18 protein-coding genes are annotated in these 19,300 nt (G+C 70.8%); 12 read left to right on the top strand and 6 right to left on the bottom strand.

Annotated features, from left to right (window positions below; translation table 11 throughout):
- The first annotated feature begins 205 nt into the window (after positions 1-205).
- The 4 genes from MZC64_RS34720 to MZC64_RS34705 all read left to right on the top strand — a co-directional run bounded on the left by MZC64_RS34720 (position 206) and on the right by MZC64_RS34705 (position 5,088).
- The gene (locus MZC64_RS34720; RefSeq protein ID WP_247763850.1) at positions 206-1,837 is read left to right on the top strand and encodes an ABC-F family ATP-binding cassette domain-containing protein; all 1,632 of its coding nucleotides are present in this window, start codon (positions 206-208) and stop codon (positions 1,835-1,837) included.
- Between the two features lie 183 nt (positions 1,838-2,020).
- On the top strand, positions 2,021-2,233 hold the full coding sequence (locus MZC64_RS34715) for a helix-turn-helix domain-containing protein (protein ID WP_086780855.1): 213 nt from the start codon (positions 2,021-2,023) through the stop codon (positions 2,231-2,233).
- A 69-nt stretch (positions 2,234-2,302) separates the two neighbouring features.
- Complete coding sequence (locus MZC64_RS34710) at positions 2,303-3,121, top strand: enoyl-CoA hydratase/isomerase family protein (RefSeq protein WP_247763848.1); 819 nt, start codon at positions 2,303-2,305, stop codon at positions 3,119-3,121.
- A gap of 92 nt (positions 3,122-3,213) precedes the next feature.
- Positions 3,214-5,088: an ABC transporter ATP-binding protein gene (locus tag MZC64_RS34705; RefSeq protein ID WP_247763846.1), complete on the top strand. Its 1,875-nt coding sequence runs from the start codon at positions 3,214-3,216 to the stop codon at positions 5,086-5,088.
- Between the two features lie 91 nt (positions 5,089-5,179).
- Here the strand turns inward: MZC64_RS34705 and MZC64_RS34700 are convergent, their stop codons facing one another.
- Together MZC64_RS34700 and MZC64_RS34695 are read right to left on the bottom strand one after the other, a co-directional pair.
- A complete protein-coding gene (locus MZC64_RS34700) occupies positions 5,180-6,796 on the bottom strand; it encodes a penicillin-binding transpeptidase domain-containing protein (RefSeq protein WP_247763845.1) in 1,617 nt (538 codons plus the stop codon).
- 111 nt (positions 6,797-6,907) lie between these two features.
- Positions 6,908-7,624: a sugar isomerase domain-containing protein gene (locus MZC64_RS34695; protein WP_247763843.1), complete on the bottom strand. Its 717-nt coding sequence runs from the start codon at positions 7,622-7,624 to the stop codon at positions 6,908-6,910.
- A gap of 147 nt (positions 7,625-7,771) precedes the next feature.
- On the opposite strand from MZC64_RS34695, the gene MZC64_RS34690 reads away from it, so the two are divergent.
- Together MZC64_RS34690 and MZC64_RS34685 are read left to right on the top strand one after the other, a co-directional pair.
- The gene (locus MZC64_RS34690; protein ID WP_247763842.1) at positions 7,772-8,503 is read left to right on the top strand and encodes a DeoR/GlpR family DNA-binding transcription regulator; all 732 of its coding nucleotides are present in this window, start codon (positions 7,772-7,774) and stop codon (positions 8,501-8,503) included.
- Positions 8,496-9,680, top strand: coding sequence for an MFS transporter (locus MZC64_RS34685; RefSeq protein WP_247763841.1), 1,185 nt, complete (start codon positions 8,496-8,498; stop codon positions 9,678-9,680). The genes MZC64_RS34690 and MZC64_RS34685 overlap by 8 nt, the downstream gene beginning before the upstream one ends.
- Positions 9,681-9,758: 78 nt before the next feature.
- Here the strand turns inward: MZC64_RS34685 and MZC64_RS34680 are convergent, their stop codons facing one another.
- Positions 9,759-10,280 carry a hypothetical protein gene (locus tag MZC64_RS34680; protein WP_247763839.1) on the bottom strand — a complete coding sequence of 174 codons (522 nt, stop codon included), beginning with the start codon at positions 10,278-10,280 and terminating at the stop codon, positions 9,759-9,761.
- 4 nt (positions 10,281-10,284) lie between these two features.
- A complete protein-coding gene (locus MZC64_RS34675; RefSeq protein ID WP_247763837.1) occupies positions 10,285-11,451 on the bottom strand; it encodes an APC family permease in 1,167 nt (388 codons plus the stop codon).
- Between the two features lie 132 nt (positions 11,452-11,583).
- On the opposite strand from MZC64_RS34675, the gene MZC64_RS34670 reads away from it, so the two are divergent.
- The 4 genes from MZC64_RS34670 (at position 11,584) to hisG (ending at position 15,203) form a co-directional block, all read left to right on the top strand.
- A complete protein-coding gene (locus MZC64_RS34670) occupies positions 11,584-12,168 on the top strand; it encodes a TetR/AcrR family transcriptional regulator (RefSeq protein ID WP_247763836.1) in 585 nt (194 codons plus the stop codon).
- Between the two features lie 71 nt (positions 12,169-12,239).
- Positions 12,240-14,000 (top strand): FAD-dependent oxidoreductase, encoded by a 1,761-nt coding sequence (locus MZC64_RS34665; RefSeq protein ID WP_247763835.1) that lies wholly within the window; start codon positions 12,240-12,242, stop codon positions 13,998-14,000.
- Positions 14,001-14,066: 66 nt separating this feature from the next.
- Entirely contained in the window at positions 14,067-14,330 is a 264-nt protein-coding gene (locus tag MZC64_RS34660) for a phosphoribosyl-ATP diphosphatase (protein WP_247763833.1), read from the top strand.
- 27 nt (positions 14,331-14,357) lie between these two features.
- Entirely contained in the window at positions 14,358-15,203 is an 846-nt protein-coding gene (hisG, locus tag MZC64_RS34655; protein WP_185006699.1) for an ATP phosphoribosyltransferase, read from the top strand.
- 57 nt (positions 15,204-15,260) lie between these two features.
- On the opposite strand, the gene MZC64_RS34650 is transcribed toward hisG, so the two are convergent.
- Together MZC64_RS34650 and MZC64_RS34645 are read right to left on the bottom strand one after the other, a co-directional pair.
- Complete coding sequence (locus MZC64_RS34650; RefSeq protein WP_282106353.1) at positions 15,261-16,064, bottom strand: N-acetylmuramoyl-L-alanine amidase; 804 nt, start codon at positions 16,062-16,064, stop codon at positions 15,261-15,263.
- 156 nt (positions 16,065-16,220) lie between these two features.
- Positions 16,221-17,156: a RecB family exonuclease gene (locus tag MZC64_RS34645; protein ID WP_374205818.1), complete on the bottom strand. Its 936-nt coding sequence runs from the start codon at positions 17,154-17,156 to the stop codon at positions 16,221-16,223.
- Positions 17,157-17,240: 84 nt separating this feature from the next.
- Here MZC64_RS34645 and MZC64_RS34640 point away from each other — a divergent pair, with 84 nt between their 5' ends.
- Positions 17,241-18,374 carry a site-2 protease family protein gene (locus MZC64_RS34640; protein ID WP_247763830.1) on the top strand — a complete coding sequence of 378 codons (1,134 nt, stop codon included), beginning with the start codon at positions 17,241-17,243 and terminating at the stop codon, positions 18,372-18,374.
- A gap of 93 nt (positions 18,375-18,467) precedes the next feature.
- Positions 18,468-19,298 carry a tRNA (adenine-N1)-methyltransferase gene (locus tag MZC64_RS34635; protein WP_247763828.1) on the top strand — a complete coding sequence of 277 codons (831 nt, stop codon included), beginning with the start codon at positions 18,468-18,470 and terminating at the stop codon, positions 19,296-19,298.
- Positions 19,299-19,300 lie beyond the last annotated feature (2 nt).

Raw genomic sequence — 19,300 nt, 5'->3', positions numbered from 1 at the left:
CTAGGTCAACTTACCGGCGAGTACGAGAGCCGGATCGGGGGTGTCCGGCACAGGTGTGCGCGGGCGCACGGTAAATCGTGTGCGTGCGCCGGGTATGATGGTGGCGTGGTTCTGACGCTGTAGGCCGCTCGACAGCTCGCCGGTGACAACCGGCGGGCCGATGACCGCTAGGCCTGGCCGACCACAAAAATCCTTGGAGCTTCCCTTGATCTCAGCCAACGGGCTGGAACTGCGCGCTGGGTCGCGCATCCTCGTCGCCGACGCCAACCTCCGCATCCAGCCGGGCGACCGGATCGGCCTGGTCGGCCGCAACGGCGCGGGCAAGACCACCACCCTGCGGGTGCTCGCCGGTGAGAGCGAGCCGCACGCCGGCGAGATCAAGCTCGCCGAGGAACTGGGCTACCTGCCGCAGGACCCCCGTGAAGGCGACCTGTCGGTCACGGTCAAGGACCGGGTGCTCTCCGCCCGCAACCTGGACCAGCTGGCCCGCGACCTGGAGAAGGCGCAGAACGAGATGGCCGAACTGGTGGACGAGAACGCGCGCGAGCGCGCCGTCCGCCGCTACGGCCGCCTTGAAGAGCGCTTCTCCGCCCTCGGCGGTTACGCCGCGGAGAGCGACGCCTCCCGGATCTGCGCCAACCTCGGCCTGCCGCTGCGCGTCATGGAGCAGGCGCTGCAGACCCTGTCCGGTGGTCAGCGCCGCCGGGTCGAGCTGGCCCGGATCCTGTTCGCGGCCTCCGACGGCGGGGGCGGCGGCGCCAAGTCGGCCACCATCCTGCTGCTGGACGAGCCGACCAACCACCTCGACGCCGACTCCATCACCTGGCTGCGCTCCTTCCTCAAGGCGCATGACGGCGGACTCGTGGTGATCAGCCACGATGTCGACCTGCTCGCCGACGTGGTGAACCGGGTGTGGTTCCTCGACGCCACCCGCGCCGAGGTCGACATCTACAACATGGACTGGAAGCGGTACCTGGACGCGCGCGCCACCGACGAGAAGCGCCGCCGCCGGGAACGCGCCAACGCGGAGAAGAAGGCCTCCACGTTGATGGCCCAGGCCGACAAGATGCGGGCCAAGGCCACCAAGGCGGTCGCCGCGCAGAACATGGCCAAGCGGGCCCAGCGGCTGCTGGCCGGACTGGACGAGGAACGGGTCTCCGACAAGGTCGCCCGGATCCGCTTCCCCGAGCCCGCGCCCTGCGGCAAGACCCCGCTGACCGCGGAGAACCTGTCCAAGTCCTACGGTTCTCTGGAGATCTTCGCGGGCGTGGACCTGGCCATCGACCGCGGTTCCAAGGTGGTCGTGCTCGGCCTCAACGGCGCAGGCAAGACCACCCTGCTCAAGCTGCTGGGCGACCAGGAGAAGAGCGACTCCGGACGTATCGTCCCAGGTCACGGGCTTCGGCTTGGCTACTACGCGCAGGAGCACGAGACCCTGGATCACGGCGCGAGCGTGTGGGAGAACATCCGGCACGCCGCCCCGGACACCCCGGAGCAGCAGTTGCGCACCCTGCTCGGCTCCTTCATGTTCAGCGGCGAGCAGCTCGACCAGCCCGCCGGCACGCTCTCCGGTGGCGAGAAGACCCGGCTCGCGCTCGCGGGTCTGGTCTCCAGCGCGGCCAACGTGCTGCTGCTGGACGAGCCGACCAACAACCTGGACCCGGCCAGTCGTGAGCAGGTCCTGGACGCGCTGCGTAGTTTCGCCGGCGCGGTGGTGCTGGTGACCCACGATCCCGGAGCGGTGGAGGCTTTGGAGCCGGAACGGGTGATCTTGCTGCCCGATGGTACCGAAGATCACTGGTCCGCTGACTACCTCGAGCTGGTGCAACTCGCCTAGCGCGACCGCCGATCGGGCGGTGCTGACTACACTTAGCGTGCTTCGTCGATCAACTATCGGTGAAGCAGGTACCATTTGGCGACGTTTTTCCATGATCGCCTAGCATTTACTGCCTTCCTGTTCGATCATTGCCCCCAAGGGGTCGTAGATCGACCCACCTGCTCGGACGGAAGGCGGGACAAGGTGGCGACTGACCTGAAGAAGGGCGCCCGGATCACCGGCGCGGCTCGGGACAAGCTTGCCTCTGACCTGAAGAAGAAGTACGAGAAGGGCGCGAGCATTCGGTCCCTGGCCGAGTCCACCGGTCGCTCGTACGGCTTCGTGCACCGTGTGTTGAGCGAGTCCGGTGTGACACTGCGGGGCCGGGGCGGCGCCACGCGTACCAAGAAGAAGTGACGTCGGGTCAACCGACGACTGCGAATTTTTCCCACCACACAACAGAATCCAGGAGCCGACGAGTTCCCCATGCCAGATGATTCGAAGATCGACGCTGGCCTGCTGGAGCGCGGGGGTGTCCAGCTTTCCGTGGACGGTCCGCTTGCCACGGTCACGCTGAACCGGCCCGAGGTGCTCAACGCGCAGACGCCCGCGACCTGGGTGGCCCTGCGCGAGATCGGCTCGGCGCTGCCGGACGAGGTCAGGGTTGTGGTTGTGCGCGGGGTCGGCCGCGCCTTCTCCGCTGGCCTCGACCGGCGGTTGTTCACCGCGGAGGGTTTTGACGGGCAGCCAGGTCTGGTGTCCCTCGTCTCGGGTTCGTCCGAGGACTCCCACGCCGTGATCGCCGGGTTCCAGCAGGGCTTCACCTGGCTGCGTGAGTCGAACTTCATCACCGTGGCGGCGGTGCATGGGCACGCGATCGGCGCGGGTTTCCAGCTCGCCCTGGCCTGCGATCTCCGGATCGTGGCCGAGGACGCCCAGTTCGCGATGGCCGAGACCAGTCTTGGACTGGTTCCCGACCTCGGCGGCACCCTCCCGCTCACGCAGTGTGTCGGATACGCGCGAGCCGTGGAGATCTGCCTGACCGGCCGGCGGGTCGGCGCCGAGGAGGCCCTGCGGATCGGGCTGGTCAACGAGGTCGTGCCGGCGGACGCGCTGGACGCCGCGGTGACGAACCTGGTCGCCCGCCTGCTCGCGCCCATGCCGGGGGCGAGCCGGGAGACCCTCGCCCTGCTGGCCAAGGCGGCGGGCAGCCCGTCGTTGTCCGAGCAGACCGAGGCCGAGCGATCGGCGCAGCTCCGCAGGCTGGCCGAGCTGCGGGCGCTGATGAACCCAGCGGGCTCCTGAAGCCTGACCGGTCCCACAGCTGAATAGTTTCACCATGGAATAGTTCACGACTCCTCGGTGTTGTGCTGGTCGAACCTGCACTAGGAGGGGCCGTGGACGGCACATGGATGTTGATGCGTGGGGCGATGCGCCAGGACACCGCCAGTAGGAAGGTGCGGCGCGGCACCCTGCGACGGGTGCTCTCCTTCGCGCGCCCGCACCGCGGCAAGCTGCTGGTCTTCCTCGGGTTGACCGTCATCTCCGCGGTGCTCGCGGTCAGCACCCCGGTGCTGGCCGGGCAGGTGGTGAACGCGATCGTGGGCGGCGGGGACTCGGGCCTGGTCGTCCGCATCGCGCTGCTCATCGCCGCCATCGCCCTGCTCGGCGCGGCGATCGGCCTGGTGGAGCGCTGGCTGTCCTCGCGGATCGGCGAAGGGCTGATCTACGACCTGCGGCGGGCGGTGTTCGAGCACGTCCAGGAGCTGCCGGTGGCCTTCTTCGCCCGCACCCGCACCGGCGCGCTGGTCAGCAGGCTCAACAACGACGTGGTCGGCGCGCAGCGGGCGTTCACCTCCACCGTGTCCGGGGTGCTCACCAACGTCATCCAGCTGGCCCTCGCGCTCGGCGTGATGCTCACGCTGTCCTGGCAGGTCACCGTGCTGGCGATGGTGCTGCTGCCGGTGTTCGTGCTGCCCGCCCGCCGGGTCGGGCGGCGGATGGCCGACCTGCAGCGCGAGTCTGCCGGGCACAACGCGGGCATGACCAACCAGATGACCGAACGCTTCTCCGCGCCGGGGGCGACCCTGGTGAAGTTGTTCGGGCGGCCGCGGGAGGAGGCCGAGGAGTTCGGCGCGCGGGCGGCGCGGGTGCGCGATATCGGCGTGCGCAACGCGATGACCACGATGTCTTTCGTCACCGCGCTGACCCTGGTGTCCAGCCTGGCGCTCGCGCTGGTCTACGGACTCGGTGGCTGGCTGGCGATCCAGGGCCAGCTCGCGGCCGGAACCGTTGTCTCCCTTGCTCTTCTGCTGACCCGGCTGTACTCGCCGCTGACCGCGCTGGCGAACGCGCGAGTGGATGTGATGAGTGCGCTGGTTTCCTTCGAGCGGGTCTTCGAGGTGCTGGACCTGGCGCCGTCGATCACCGAACGGGAGCGGCCGCGGACGGTGCCGCCGGGCGGGGTGTCGGTGGAGTTCCAGGACGTGCGCTTCGGTTACCCCGCGCCGAGCCAGGTTTCCCTTGCCTCCCTTGAGGATGTGGAGACCCTGGATAAGCGTGGCGGTCAGGAGGTGTTGCACGGCATCAGTTTCCGGGCCGAGGCGGGTCAGCTGATCGCGCTGGTGGGGTCCTCGGGTGCGGGAAAGTCGACCATTGCCTCTTTGGTGCCAAGGCTTTACGACGTGGACGCCGGGTCCATTCGACTGTCCGATGTGGACGTCCGGGAGCTTTCGTTTGACGCGATCCGGGACACCGTGGGTGTGGTGACCCAGGACGGGCATCTCTTCCACGACACGATCGGCGCGAACCTGCGTTACGGGCGTCCGGCGGCCACGGATGAGGAGGTCTGGACCGCGTTGCGGCAGGCCCGGCTGGCCGATCTGGTGGCCACGCTGCCGGATGGGCTGGACACGGTGGTGGGGGAGCGGGGTTACCGGCTCTCCGGTGGGGAGCGGCAGCGGCTGACCATCGCGCGGTTGCTGTTGGCCCAGCCTCGGGTGGTCATCCTCGATGAGGCCACCGCGCACCTGGACTCCAGTTCGGAGGCGGCGGTGCAGGAGGCGCTGAGTGAGGCGCTGTCCAACCGGACCGCGCTGGTCATCGCGCACCGGCTGTCCACTATTCGCGCGGCCGACGTGATCCTGGTGATCGAGGACGGCCGGATCCTGGAACGCGGCTCGCATACCGAACTGCTGGTCAAGGACGGGCGGTACGCGGAGCTGTACCGAACCCAGTTCGCCGAAGACCCCCTCCTGCCCCAGGCCAGCTGACCCGACCCGTACCACTTGGCCCAACTCGTACGCCCACTTGTGCCAACCGGGCGTACGAGTTGGGCCAACTTGGTGGGCTTGGGTGGGTGGGTCAGGCGTTGTGGGACTTGAGGAAGTGGGCGGCCATGGTTACCGCGGGTTTGGAGCTGCCCGCGCCGTCGATCAGGACGGCGAAGGCGATGTTGTTGCGGAAGCCGGTGAACCAGCCGTGGGCCTGGGTGCCGTCGCCGAACTGGGCGGTGCCGGTTTTGCCGTGGACCGGTCCGAGGCCGTTGAGGGCCTTGGCGGTGCCGCTGGTGACCACGCCGCGCATCAGGCCGCGCAACTGGGTCGCGACCCCGCTCGGCAGTACGGAACCGGGGCCTTCGACGGTGGTTTTCTGGCCGCGGACCAGCACTGGGACCGGCCTGCGGCCGCCGGCCGCGACGGTGGCGGCGACCAGGGCCATGCCGAAGGGGCTGGTGCGGACCTGGCCCTGGCCGAAGCTCGCCTCGACCTGGGCGGCGGGGGAGGCGGGGGTGGGCACGCTGCCGGTGTTGGTGGTGATGCCCATGACGTCGAAGTCCACGCCGATGCCGAGTTGGCGGGCGGCGTCCGGGAGGGTGTTCGTCGGCAGGTCCGCGGCGAGGCGGGCGAAGGTGGTGTTGCAGGACTGGGCGAAGGCGGTGCTCAGCGGGACCTCGCCGAGGTCGAAGTTGTCGTCGTTGCGGACCCGGCGCTGCTTGATCACGTCTTCCTTGGGGCAGGGCAGCACGGTGCCGGGGTCGGCTTTGCCGGCCTGAAGCACGGCCGCGGCGGTGACCGCCTTGAACGTGGATCCGGGCTCGTACAGGCCGGTCAGGGCGGGCAGGCCCTTGGCGTCGGCGGCGGGGTTCTGTGCGATGGCCAGGATTTCGCCGGTGGAGCGGATGGCCACGATCATGGCGGGGTTGGTTTTCTGGCTGTTCACCGCGGCCTGGGCCGCGGCCTGCACCTGGGGCAGCAGGGTGATCGCGGCGTTGGTGGCGGCTTTGCCCTTGCGTTCGGCGAGGGTGTCCGCCACCTTGCCGTCTGGTTCCTTGAGTACCAGGGCCCAGCTCAGTTCGCCCTGGAGATCGCCCTCCAGCGCGCGGCGCACCGTGGGCAGGAGTTGTGGCGAGAGATCGTTGCCCGCCACGGGTTTTCCGTCGCCGCCGATCAGTTCGCCCTCGGCGTTGGCGGTGGTCATCGACAGCGTGCGGCCGGCGGCGAACCGCGGGTGCAGCACCTCCGGGGCCCAGCGCACCGCCCAGTTGCCGTTCTCTTTGCGCAGCGGCAGTGCGTGTTCGTACTCCCACGCCCGCCCGCCGCTGAAGTCCCAGCGTGCGGTGAACGGCACGCTCAACTCGGTCTGTTCCGGCGTGGGGGCCGGTTTGGACTTGACCTTGAGGGTGACCTTCTCCGGCCGGGTGTCCTGGGCCGGGTTGCGCAGCGCCTTGAGCACCGGCTCGGCCGCGGCGCGGTTGTCGGTGAGCCCGGCCGAGCTGCCGATGTCGTTGTTGCCGAAGGCGGAGAGGAAACCGCCGGCCGCCTCGGCGGCGAGCACCGGCGCGCGTCCCGGCGTGGACGAGCCCGGCTTCTCCTGTTCCCCCTCCGGACCCCAGAACACCAGCACTCCGGCGACCGCGGCGGCCGCCGTGACCACCGCCCCGCCGGTGAGTAACCAATTTCGCGCACGCCTGTTGACCACGTAAAGCCCCCCTGTCCCCGGGCGGGCACTGCCACCGGCCCGCCCCGGGGACACTATTCAGGACTTGAGCGCGTACTCCATAGGTAGTTCTACTTTCGCTCCGCCACTGGGCTATTCGAGCACCGGCACCAGGGGCAGGTAGCGGGCCATCAGGTCCTTGTTCGCCTCGTCGCCGCCGACCATGTTGGCGCTGCGCCACAATGGCAGCCGGATCCCGGCCGCGGTGGCCGCGTCCTGCAGGCCGACCAGCAGCAGGTTCCACAGGAAGCCGTTGGCCAGCGAGGACAGCGGGGCGGTGGCGGGGGAGTCGGCGGGGTAGCTGGCGTCGCCGACCCGGACCAGGTTGTCCAGCACCACGGTGGACTCGGCGGCCAGGGTGGTGCCGGAGCGGCTGGGCGCGGCGGCGCTGGCCTCGCGGGAGGTCACCGCGACCACCGGGCGGCCGGCGGCGACCGCGGTCTTGGCCAGCTCCACCGGGTACGGGTTGACGCCGCTGGTGGAGAAGACGATCAGCAGGTCGTCCGGGCCGAACGGCTTCTCGCCCAGGGTCTCCGCGGCCAGGCCGGAGCGGCGCTCGGCCACCGTGCTGGCCCGCGCGCCGTGCATGGGCAGCAGTTCCGGGTGGTAGATCGGGCGCACGCAGGCCAGACCGCCGGCGCGGTAGAAGGTCTCGGCCACCGCGGCCAGGGAGTGCCCGGCGCCGGCGGTGTGGATCAGGCCGTCCGCGCGCACGACGTCCAGGAGCAGGCCGACGACCTGCGCCACGGCCTCGGTGTTGGCCTCCTCCACTCGCTGGAGGTGCTCGTGCACGGTGGCTGCGTATCCCATGGGGCTCCTCCATGAAACGACAAGTGGTCCATACCACTCTGCCGCCTGTGTCAAGATCCGTTCATCCCACGTTCTTTCTGAAACCGGTTGCGCGGCGAACAGGGTCTGTGTTCGTATGAACGCGTGGAGAGTGTGCAACGGCACGAAATGATCCTGACGGCGCTCCGGGAGCGCTCCCGGGCCACGGTAGTGGAGCTGGCCGAACTCACCCAGTGTTCGGAGATGACCATCCGCCGGGATCTCGACGCGCTGGAGCGGGACGGGCTGTTGCGCCGGGTGCGCGGCGCCGCGGTGAGCATGCTGGCCGGTGAGGAGACGCCGTTCGCGGTGCGCAGCCGTCAGCACGTGGACGCCAAGCGCCGGATCGGGCTGGCCGTGGCCGGGCTGCTCGACGACGGGGAGAGCGTGGTCTTCGACAGCGGCACCACCGCGCTGGAGGCGGCCAGGGCGGCGCAGTCGTTGCGGCTGACCGTGCTGCCGCTGTCCCTGCACATCGCCACCGCCTTCGAGCACGCCGAGCATGTGCACCAGGTGCTGCCCGGTGGGGACGTGCGCAAACCCGAACAGGCCTTCATCGGGCCGCTCACCGAGTACGCGCTGGACCGGATGCGCTTCGACACCCTGGTGCTGGGCTGCTGCGGGGTCAGCGGCCGGGACGGGGTGACCGCCTTCGACCTGGCCGAATCCCAGGTCAAGCGGGCCGCGGTGCGGGCATCGGCGCGGGTGGTGGCCGCGGTGGACGCCTCCAAGCTGGGGCGGCGGGCCTTCGCCAGGGTGTGCGAGCTGGACGCGCTCGACGTGCTGGTGACCGACACCGCCGCACCCGAGGACGAACTGGACCAACTACGCAAAGCTGGAGTGGAGGTGCATTGTGTCTGAGACCGGCGTTCTCGCCCCCGCGCGAGCTGCCCGGACCGCCCGTCTGATGCTGTCCGGGGTGTTCACCCTGCACGCGATGGTGTTCGCGACCTGGACGCCCTACATCCCGTTGGTCAAGGCCAAACTCGCGCTCAGCGACGGCCAGCTGGGGATCGCGCTGCTCGGCGGACCGGTGGGCGCGCTGCTGGCGATCCTGTGCACCGGGGCCCTGGTGTCCTGGCTGGGCAGTCGCAAGGTCATGGTGATCACCGCGATCGGCTACGGCCTGTCCGCGGGCCTGCTGGGCCTGGCGGACTCGCTGGCCGGGCTGTTCATCGCGCTGGCGGTCTGGGGCGCGTTCCAGGGTTCCCTGGACGTGGCGATGAACGCGCAGGCGGTGCTGGTGGAGCGGGCGTACGGCCGCTCGGTGATGTCCAGCTTCCACGCCTGCTGGAGCCTGGGCGCGGCGGCGGGCGGCGCCCTCGGCGGCCTGGCCATCGCCTTCGGCCTGTCGCTGACCACGCAGATGCTGCTGGTCGGCGTGCTGGCGCTGATCTTCGTCCCGGCCACCACCGGCCTGGCCCTGGACGGCGACCGCTCGGCCAAACACGAACGCAAGGACAAGGGCGGCGTCTCCTTCCCGCTCAAGGACGCCAAACTGCTCGCCCTGGGCGCGCTGATGCTGGCCGCGGTGCTCTGCGAGGGGGCGGCCGCGGAGTGGTCGGCGCTGTACATGAAGGAGAACCTGGGCACCTCGCCCGCCTTCGCCGGCTTCGCCTTCAGCGCCTTCGCCCTGAGCATGTTCCTGGGCCGCGCCATGGGCGACCGCTGGGTGAGCCGCTTCGGCGGCCGCGCGGTGGTCGGCACCCTGGCCTCGGTGGCCGTGGTGGTCTTCACCGCCGCCCTGCTCATCGGCCACCCCTGGGCCGCCCTGCTCGGCTTCGCCACCCTCGGCCTGGGCGTGGCCTGCGCCGTGCCGGTGGTCTTCAGCAGCGCGGCCGCCCTGCCCGGCCGGCACGCGGCCCAGGCCATCGCGGCGGTCTCGGCGGCGGCCTGGCCCGGCTTCCTCCTGGGCCCCCCGATGATCGGCGGCCTGGCCCAGGCATTCACCCTGCCGGTAGCCCTGTTCGTGCTCCCGCTGCTGTGCGTCGGCGTGGTCGTCGGCGCCCGCTTCACCTTGCGCGGCAAGGCAGTCTGACGCCGAGTTGGCCCAACTGGTACGGGTATTTTGCCCAAGTGGGCGTACGAGTTGGGCCAACTCGGTGGGCGGAGTGGGTTACCACGACCAGAGGAAACCTAGCCACGGAGCCTCGGGGGCGGCTTGGCGCCATTCCAGGGCGGTGGCGCAGGGGGCGGAGTCCAGGCGGCGCAGGGTGAGGGTGATGCGGTCCTGGGGTTCGGACAACGACAGCGTCACCAGGGTGGCTCGGTCGGTGCTGGAGAGGGAGCCGGTGCTGGTGCGGCCGTTGGCGGTCAGGGTCCAGGCGATGCGGCTGTCCGGGCAGGCCGACTCGTCCTGGGTGAGCACGCCGGCCAGCATGCTGGTGTCGCTGCGGCTGGTGGTCCAGGTGGTGCTCAGGTCGCTGTTGGCGGCCAGGTCCCAGCGGTAGTCCTTCTCCCGTGGGCAGGGCAGCAGGCCGTCCAGGCCGATGGCGGCCTGGCAGCTGTAGGTGGCGACCTCGCCGGGGACGGTGCCGTCGGCGTAACTCAGGTGCGGGCGCAGGTGCGGGGCGGCGATCAACGCCAGCAGGCAGGCCACCAGGAGGGCCCCCATCGCCAGTCCGGACAAGACCAGCATTCGCTCACCACGCACCACCACCCCAGATGAGCACACCGGCGAGCAGGACACAACCGACAAGTCCGGCAATCGGGATCCAGCGGGCCGGCCGGAACTCCGGTTCCAGGGTCCAGGCGGCCGCGTTGGCCACCGCGTAGTAGAGCAGCACGCCGAAGGAGGACAGGCCGATGGCCTGCCTGAGGTCCAGGGTGGCGGCGGCGGTGGCGGCGAGCAGGCCCACCACCACCTCGGCCCGGTGCGGGACCTGGTGCCGTGGGTGCACGGCGGCCAGCGGCCTTGGCAGGTTTCCGTCGCGGGCCATCGCGAGGGCGGTGCGGGAGACGCCGAGCACCAGCGCGAGCAGGGCGCCGAGGGCGGCGACCGCGCCCAGGATGGAGATCACCCAGCCGAACTCGCGCAGTGGGGTGACTTCCAGCACGGTGCGCAGTGGGGCGGGGGAGGCGGCCAGGCCCGCCGCGCCCACGGTGGCCAGCGCGGCCACCGCGAGCAGCGTGTACACGGCCAGCGCGATGGCCAGGGCCAGGGGCACCGCGCGGGTCAGGGTGCGGCGCGGGTCGCGGACCTCCTCGCCGAGGGTGGCGATCCGGGCGTACCCGGCGAAGGCGAAGAACAGCAGCGCCGCCGCGGTCAGCACTCCGGTGGAGCTGTGCGGGACGAGCCGTTCGGCCTGCGGCGCGCCGGTGGTCAGGGCCAGCACACCCAGTGCCACCAGGCAGATCAGCACGATCGTCACGATCACCCTGGCCAGTTTGGCGCCGCGGTGCACGCCGAAGTAGGTGAGCGTGGTCAGCGCGAGCACCGCGGCCACCGCCACCAGCCGGGCGTGATCAGGCCACAGGTACTGGCCGACGGTCAGCGCCATCGCCGCGCAGCTGGCGGTCTTGCCCAGCACGAAGCACCAGCCCGCCAGGTTGCCCCAGAGCGGGCCGAGGCGTTCCCGGCCGTAGACGTAGGCGCCGCCGGAAGTGGGGTAGCGCAGCGCGAGTCGCAGGGTGGAGGTGGCGTTGCAGTAGGCGATCAGCGCGGCGATGGCCAGTGCGGGCAGCAGTCCGGCGCCGGCGGCCGCGGCGGCCGGGCCCAGGGCGCTGAACACCCCGGCGCCGATCATCGCGGCCAGGCCGATGGTCACCGCGTCAGCGGTGCCGAGGCGGCGGGCCAGGGGTGCGGTCACGGGGACATGATCCACCCTGGCTGGTCATGATCGGATACCGAGTACTAAGATGAACGTGTTGTGAATACGGGTCGGGGAGACGGAAAGCGCAGGTCGACGCGTCGGGAACTGCTGGCTGACACGGCGATCGAGGTGCTCGCGCGCGAGGGCGGCCGAGGGCTGACCCACCGCGCGGTCGACCGTGCCGCCGACGTCCCGGTCGGCACCACCAAGAACTACTTCCCCACCCGCGACTCCCTGCTGGCCGCCGCGGCCCGCCGGATGGCCCAGGAACACGGCGAGGCCGTCCAGCAGCTGCGCGACACCACCCCGGCCGGGGTCACCCCCAGCCAGGTCAGCGAGCTGTACCCGGCGCTGCTGCACCGCGCGCTACAGGGCGACCGGACCCAGATCCTGGCCATGTTCGAGCTGTACCTGGAAGGCGTGCGCAGCGCCGAGGTGCGGGCCGCGCTCGGCGAGATGGTGCGCGCCAACGCCGCCGCCATCGCCGAGGTGCACCACGCGGCCGGACTGGCCACCACCGCCAAGGACGCCGGACTGCTCGACGCCTACCTGCTCGGCGTGGCCATCTCGCTGCTCGCGCTGCCCGCCGACACCCTGCGCGCGGTCGGCATGGACGACCCGTACGGCCTGGGACTTGGGCTGTTCGCGGCGGTCGTGCCCGGTCTGGACCAACCGGCCGACACGGACCGCGACGGGCACGCCGAACACGCCTGAGGAGGTCCAGCCGATCGGGCACTGGCCGCTCATCCGCGCCGCCGCCTAGGGTTTTTGCCAGGGGTGTGGTCATGGGTGGACTGACTCGGCGTAGCTTGCTTTCCCACGGCGTGGCATTGGGCGGCGCGGCGGCACTGGGCGTGCCTGCCACAGCCGCGGCGGCCCGCGGCGCACCGGCCCGGAGATCAGCGGGCACGGTGCTCGTCCTCGGCGGCGGCATCGGCGGCCTGACCGCGGCGCACGAACTGGCCGAACGCGGGTTCGCCGTCACCGTGCTGGAACGCAAGGAACTCGGCGGCAAGGCCCGCAGCATCCCGGTGCCCGGCACCGGTTCCGGCGGCAGGCCGGACCTGCCCGGCGAGCACGGCTTCCGGTTCTTCCCCGGCTGGTACCGCAACCTGCCGGACACGCTGCGCCGGATCCCGTTCCCGGGCAACCGCAACGGCGTGCACGACAACCTGGTGTCCGGTTCGGTGTTCCGGCTGTCCCGGATGGGCACCCGCTTCGACCTGTTCGTGCCGCTGAAACTGGCGCTGCCCAGCCTGGACCCGGTGCTGCTGCTGCCCGCGCTGATCGCCCTGCTGGACACCGGTCTGCGGCTGCCGCCCTGGGAGTCCGCGCACTTCGCCAACCGTCTGGTGGTCTACCTCACCAGCGGCGACGAGCGGCGGCTCGGGCAGTGGGAGCGCACCGCGTGGTGGGACTTCCTCGGCGCTGGCCGGATGTCCCAGGAGTACCAGCGGATCTTCGGCATCGGTTTCACCCGGATGCTGGTGGCCGCGCGCGCCGAGGAGGCCAGCACCCACACCGTCGGCCTGTTCACCGAGGCGTTCTTCAACAACCTGCTCGGCCGCGGCAACGACGGTCCGGCCGACCGGGTGCTCAACGCGCCGACCAACGAGGCCTGGATCGACCCGTGGCTGGCTCACCTGCGTTCGCTCGGCGTGCGGTTCGAGACCGGCGCCGCGGAACGGCTGCACGTCTCCGGTGGCCGGATCAGCGGCGTGACCGTGCGCACCGCCGCCGGGAGCGTTCACGTGAGCGCGGACCACTACATCAGCGCGGTGCCGGCCGAGCGTTCGCTGGCGCTGTGGGGGCCGGAGGTGCTGGCCGCCGACCCCCGGCTGCGGCTGGTCGGCGAGCTGCGCACCGAGTGGATGAATGGGCTCATGTTCTACCTGCGGCGCAAGCTGCCGCTGGTGCACGGGCACGTGAGCTACCTGGACACGCCGTGGTCGCTGACCTCGGTCAGCCAGGCCCAGTTCTGGCGCGGCGGCGACCTCACCCGCTACGGCGACGGCGGGGTCCGGGACTGCCTGTCCGTGATCATCTCCAACTGGGAGGCGCCCGGGATCGTGCACGGCAAACCGGCCCGGTTCTGCACCAAGCAGCAGCTCTTCGACGAGGTGTGGGCGCAGCTGTCGGCCAGTCTGGAGGACACCGGCGAGGACCTGCTCCGGCCCGCTGACCTGCACTCCTGGTTCCTGGACCCGGCGATCACCGGCCTCGGCTCGCCCGGCGGGGCGCACAGCGAGGAGCCGCTGCTGATCAACCCGGTCGGCTCCTGGGCGCTGCGGCCGGAGGCGGCCACCGCCATCCCGAACCTGTTCCTGGCCGCCGACTACGTCCGCAACATCGTGAACCTGGCGACCATGGAGGGGGCCAACGAGGCAGGCAGGCTGGCCGCGAACGCGGTGCTGGACGAGACCGGGTCCAGTGCGCCGAGGGCCAGGCTGTTCACCCTGTTCCGCGCCCCAGAGTTGCGTGGACTTCAGGAGGAGGACACCCGCCGTTACCGCGCCGGCCTGCCCAACCTGTTCGACCAGGGCTGAGCCACTGGTCACACCGGTGCCCCCAGCGATCGTGCCGGGCGGGCCGGGATGGAAGGATTCAGTGCCGTGAAGACGTTCGACCAGCTGTTCGCCGAGCTTTCCGAGCGGGCGCAGACCCGGCCCGAGGGCTCCGGCACCGTCGCGGCGCTGGACGCCGGGGTGCACGCCCAGGGCAAGAAGGTCCTCGAAGAGGCCGGGGAGGTGTGGCTGGCCGCCGAACACGAGTCCGACGACGAACTCGCCGAGGAGATCTCCCAGCTGCTCTACCGCCTCCAGGTGCTCATGATCGGCCGGGGGCTCACCCTGGACGACGTCTACCGGTATCTGTAACACCACCACGACCACGGAGTAGAACAGATGTTGCGTGTCGCGGTGCCCAACAAGGGCACGCTGTCCGGATTCGCCAGCGAGATGCTTGCCGAGGCGGGTTACCGGGGCCGGCATGAGCAGCGCGACCTGACCGTGCTCGACCCGGTCAACGACGTCGAGTTCTTCTTCCTGCGCCCCAAGGACATCGCCATCTACGTCGGCTCCGGCGAGCTGGACATGGGGATCACCGGCCGGGACCTCGCGCTGGACTCCGGCGCGCCGGTCACCGAACGGCTCGCGCTCGGCTTCGGCGGCTCCACCTTCCGCTACGCGGGCACCGCGGGCCGGGAGTGGTCGGTCAAGGACCTCGACGGCAAGCGGGTGGCCACCGCCTACCCGCGCCTGGTCCGGGCCAGCCTGGCCGAACACGGCGTCAGCGCCGAAGTGATCCGCCTGGACGGCGCGGTGGAGATCTCCATCCAGCTCGGCGTGGCCGACGCGGTCGCCGACGTGGTCGGCTCCGGCCGCACCCTGCGCCAGCACGGCCTGGTGGCCTTCGGCGACCCGATCTGTGTGTCCGAGGCGGTGCTGGTCGAACGCGCAGGTTCCGCCGAGACCCCGGAGAAGGCGCAGCTGGCGGCCCGGGTGCAGGGCGTGGTCTTCGCCCAGCAGTACCTGATGCTGGACTACGACTGCCCGCGCTCGCTGCTGGACGACGCGGTCAACCTGACCCCGGGGCTGGAGTCGCCGACGGTGGCGCCGCTGGCGGATCCGCTGTGGGTGGCGGTGCGGGCGATGGTGCCGCGCAAGGAAGCCAACCTGATCATGGACCGGCTGGCGGCTCTGGGCGCGAAGGCGGTCCTGACCTCGGACATCCGTTCCTGCCGACTCTGATCAACACGACGCTGCCCCGGTCCGCCAGCTCGGCGGATCGGGGCAGCGTTGGTTTTGTCAGGCCTTGCGGCGGCTCAGCTCAGCCGCGGCGGCCTTGGCCAGCATCTCCAGGTCGGCGTCGGAGAGTTCCGCCACCTCCGGCAGGCCCTCGTTCTCGGCGGCCTTGGCGATCAGGTTCGCCAGCGGGCCCGCGTGCCGGACGCCCTCGATGCCGGGGCGCAGCAGGCCGAGCAGTTCATCCAGCTTCTCGGCGACATCGCGGTTCTTGACCACGAAAGCCGAGAGCGACTGCGGGTCGGCGCCGGGGCCCAATGGCATGTCCAGCGTGGCGGCGGCGACCTCTTTCGGTGATGGCAAATCGTCCTCCCCTGACTGACCCCCGGCCTTGGCCATGACCAAGTCCCAGGGGAATTGTGGTCCGGGATCCCAGTGGTCTCCCTCTTTCTTGCCCACCGTCCAGTCGTGGTGCCCGATGACACCGGACTCGCCGGCCGCGACCTGGGCCGGGGTGAGCTTGCGCAGCGGGATGCCCCGCGCGCGACAGCGTTCGGCGATCCAGCGCGCGCACTGCTCCAGCATCCGGGGATGCTGCAGCCACTCCGCGCGGCTCCACCTGGCGAACCCGCACAGCTCGGCGTTCTCGCTGATCGGATTGCCGGAGAGCAGGGTCCACGCTGCCCGGTCGTAGCTGACGTACTGCTCGATCCGCTTGTCGTCGATGCCGACGTGGCTGGACGCCTTCTTCTTTCCCTGGAAGAAATGGCCGAGGTCCCTGGCATCGCGGATGCCCTCGGCGGTGTGCACGACGACCAGCCGGACCCGGGCGCCCCCGCGCCCGCTGTGATGTGGTGACGGAATCAATTGTCCCCCTGGCAATGATCGAATTTCGCCGGAGGGAATATCGGGCCACCGGCGATCGATGACTCCGTTATAGCGAATTGATCTAGGAGGCGCGCGCGAATTCGCGGAAAGATTAGGCAAATGGCCGAACCCATGCCCAATGGGGCAGCAATGGGGTCAGTCCGTTCGGTCCAGCACCGTCTCCGCGTCGGCGGCAGGCTCGGGCCAGCCGGGGTAGGCCGGCGGGGTGCCGCCGAACTCCGGGCAGAGCGCCTTGTGGTTGCAGTAGTCGCACAACCGGCTGCGGCTGGGCCGGAAGTCGCCGGTGCGGCCCGCGGTCAGGATGGCCTGCCAGATCGCCGAGACCAGGCGCTCGAAGCGGCGCAGTTCGGCCTCGTCCGGGGCGTATTTCAGCGTTTCCCGGTTGGCCAGGTACATCAACTGGAGTTGCCTGGGCACCACGCCGCGCAGTTTCCACAGCGCGAGCGCGTAGAACTTCATCTGGAACAGCGCCTTGGCCTCGCCGATCTCCCTGGGCGCGTTGCCGGTCTTGTAGTCGACCACCCGGATCTCGCCGGTGGGGGCCACGTCCAGGCGGTCGATGTAGCCGCGCAGCAGCACCCCGTTGTCCAGCTCGGTCTCCACCAGCAGCTCGCAGGCCTCCGGCTGCAACCGGCGCGGGTCCTCCAGGCCGAAGTAGGAGTCCAGCAGCCCGCGCGCGGAGGCCAGCCAGGGCTCCTGCTCGGGGTCCTCGGCGCCGGTGAACAGCTCCCCGGCCAGTTCGGGCCGCTCCTGCTGCAACTTCTGCCAGGCCGGTTCGACCAGCGCGTACGCGGTGGCAGGCACCCGTTCGGCGGCGGGTTTGGCGAACAGCTCCTCCAGCACCGCGTGCACCAGCGTGCCGCGCACCTGGGCCTTGGTGGCCTTCTCCGGCAGCCGGTCCACCGCGCGCAGCCGGTAGAGCAGCGGGCACTGCTTGAAGTCGCTGGCGCGGGAGGGGGACAGCGCGAGCCTGCGCACCGGCCTGCGTGGCGCGGGCACCGTCGACTCACCGAGGGCCGGCTCGGTCGAGGAGATCGCATCCCGCGCGCTGTCCGTCACACTCCGCACCATAAGCCAGACCCCCGACAGCCCTGCCGACCACCGCCGGTGCGCCGTCACCCCGACACCACACCGGGATGTCTAGGCTCACCGTTCGTGACCACCCTCCCCGGCCGACGGCCGCGCCTGCGTGACGGCGGTCTGTTGCTGGGCCGGGTCGGTGGCGTGCCGGTGCTGCTCGCGCATTCCTGGTGGCTGCTCGCGGCGGTGATCGTGGTGCTGTACACGCCGCTGGTGGAGATGATCGTGCCCGGCACCAGCCTGGTGGTCTCGGCGATCATGGCCGGGGTGTTCGCGGTGCTGCTGGCCGCCTCGGTGCTGCTGCACGAGCTGGGGCACGTGGTGGTGGCGCTGCGGCTGGGCCTGCCGGTGCGGCGGGTGCGGCTGCAGCTGCTGGGCGGGGCCGCCGAACTCATGCGCACACCGACGAAGCCGGGTCAGGAGGGCTGGGTCGCCGCGGCCGGGCCCGCGGTGTCGGTCGGACTGGCCGCGCTGGCCGGACTCGGCCTGCTGCTGGTCCCCGGCGGCGGGGTGCTGTGGCTGTTGATCGCCCAGCTCGCGGTGGCCAACGCCGCGGTCGCGGTGATCAACCTGCTGCCCGGCCTGCCGCTGGACGGCGGCCGGGTGCTGCGCGCGCTGGTCTGGGCGGCCACCGGGAAGCGGATGACCGGCACCAGGGTCGCGGTGATCGGCGCGGGCGTGGTGGCCGCCGCGATGATCTGGTGGGCGGTGATGGGCCTGGCGGGCAACACCCCCGACCGCTGGCTGCGGCTGGCCGTCTGCGTGCTGATGGCCTGGTTCGTGGTGCTCGGCGCGGGCGCGGAGATGGCCAACGAACACCAGCGCACCTGGCCGGCCGGTCTGACCCTGGCCGACCTGGTCCGCCCGGTGCTCCAGCTGCCCGCGGAAAGCCCGGTCGCCGACGCCCTGGACGCCTCAGCGGGCAGGGGAGTGGTCTTGGTGCGCGCCGACGGCGTGGCCGCGGGCCTGCTCGACGCCACCGCCGCGGCCCGGCTGGCCGCGCTGAGCCCACTGGCCCCGGCCGAACGCGCGGCCGAACCGATCAACGCCGAAACGGTCATCCTGGACTCCGAACCCGGCGAGGAGATCATCGACCGGGTACGCGGAACCGCGGCCTGGCAGTTCCTGGTCGTGGACGAGGACGGCCGTCCGGCCGGGGTGCTGCACCGCGAGGACCTGCGGGACGCGCTGCGCCGACGCCGGGGCTAGGTCGTAGCCGCCCAGGGCCATCTGCGAGGATCGTGCGCCAGCTTGAGTTCAGTGTGGGCGCACGAGGCGCCAGTAATGCGGAGGTAAGACCCGGTGAGTTCCACCAGCGGCCCGTTCCAGCCCGGCGACCGGGTGCAACTCACCGACCCCAAGGGCCGCAAGTACACCGTCGTCCTGGAAGAGGGCAAGGAGTACCACACCCACCGCGGCGCCATCCCGCACGACCTGCTCATCGGCAAGCCCGAGGGCTCGGTGGTCAACTCCGTCGGCGGCACCACGTTCCTGGCCCTGCGCCCCCTGCTGTCGGACTACGTGCTCTCGATGCCGCGCGGCGCCCAGGTCATCTACCCCAAGGACGCCGCCCAGATCCTGATGTGGGGCGACATCTTCCCCGGCGCCCGGGTCCTGGAAGCGGGCGCCGGCTCCGGCGCCCTCACCTGCTCCCTGCTGCGCGCCGTCGGCGACAAGGGCAGCGTCGCCTCCTGGGAGATCCGCGAGGACCACCGCGAACACGCCGAACGCAACGTCACCCGCTTCTTCGGCGAACTCCCCGCCAACTGGACCCTCACCCTGGGCGACGTCAGCCACTACGACGGCGGCGAGGTCGACCGGGTGATCCTGGACATGCTCGCCCCCTGGGACGTCCTGCCCACCATCGCGCAGAAACTGATCCCCGGCGGCGTCCTGGTCGTCTACGTGGCCACCACGACCCAGCTGTCCAAGGTCACCGAAGCCCTGCGCGAACAGGAGATGTGGACCGAACCCCAGGCCTTCGAGACCCTGATGCGCCCCTGGCACGTGGTCGGCCTGGCCGTCCGCCCGGAACACCGCATGGTCGGCCACACCGCCTTCCTGCTGACCGCCCGCCGCCTGGCCGAGGGCGTGGTCACCCCCAAGCCCCAACGCCGCTCCGGCAAGAGCTGACC

The sequence above is a fragment of the Crossiella sp. S99.2 genome (assembly GCF_023094165.1).
GTDB lineage: Bacteria > Actinomycetota > Actinomycetes > Mycobacteriales > Pseudonocardiaceae > Crossiella.
Note: the sequence above shows the minus strand (reverse complement) of the source record. Positions and strands in the feature narration are given on the sequence as shown.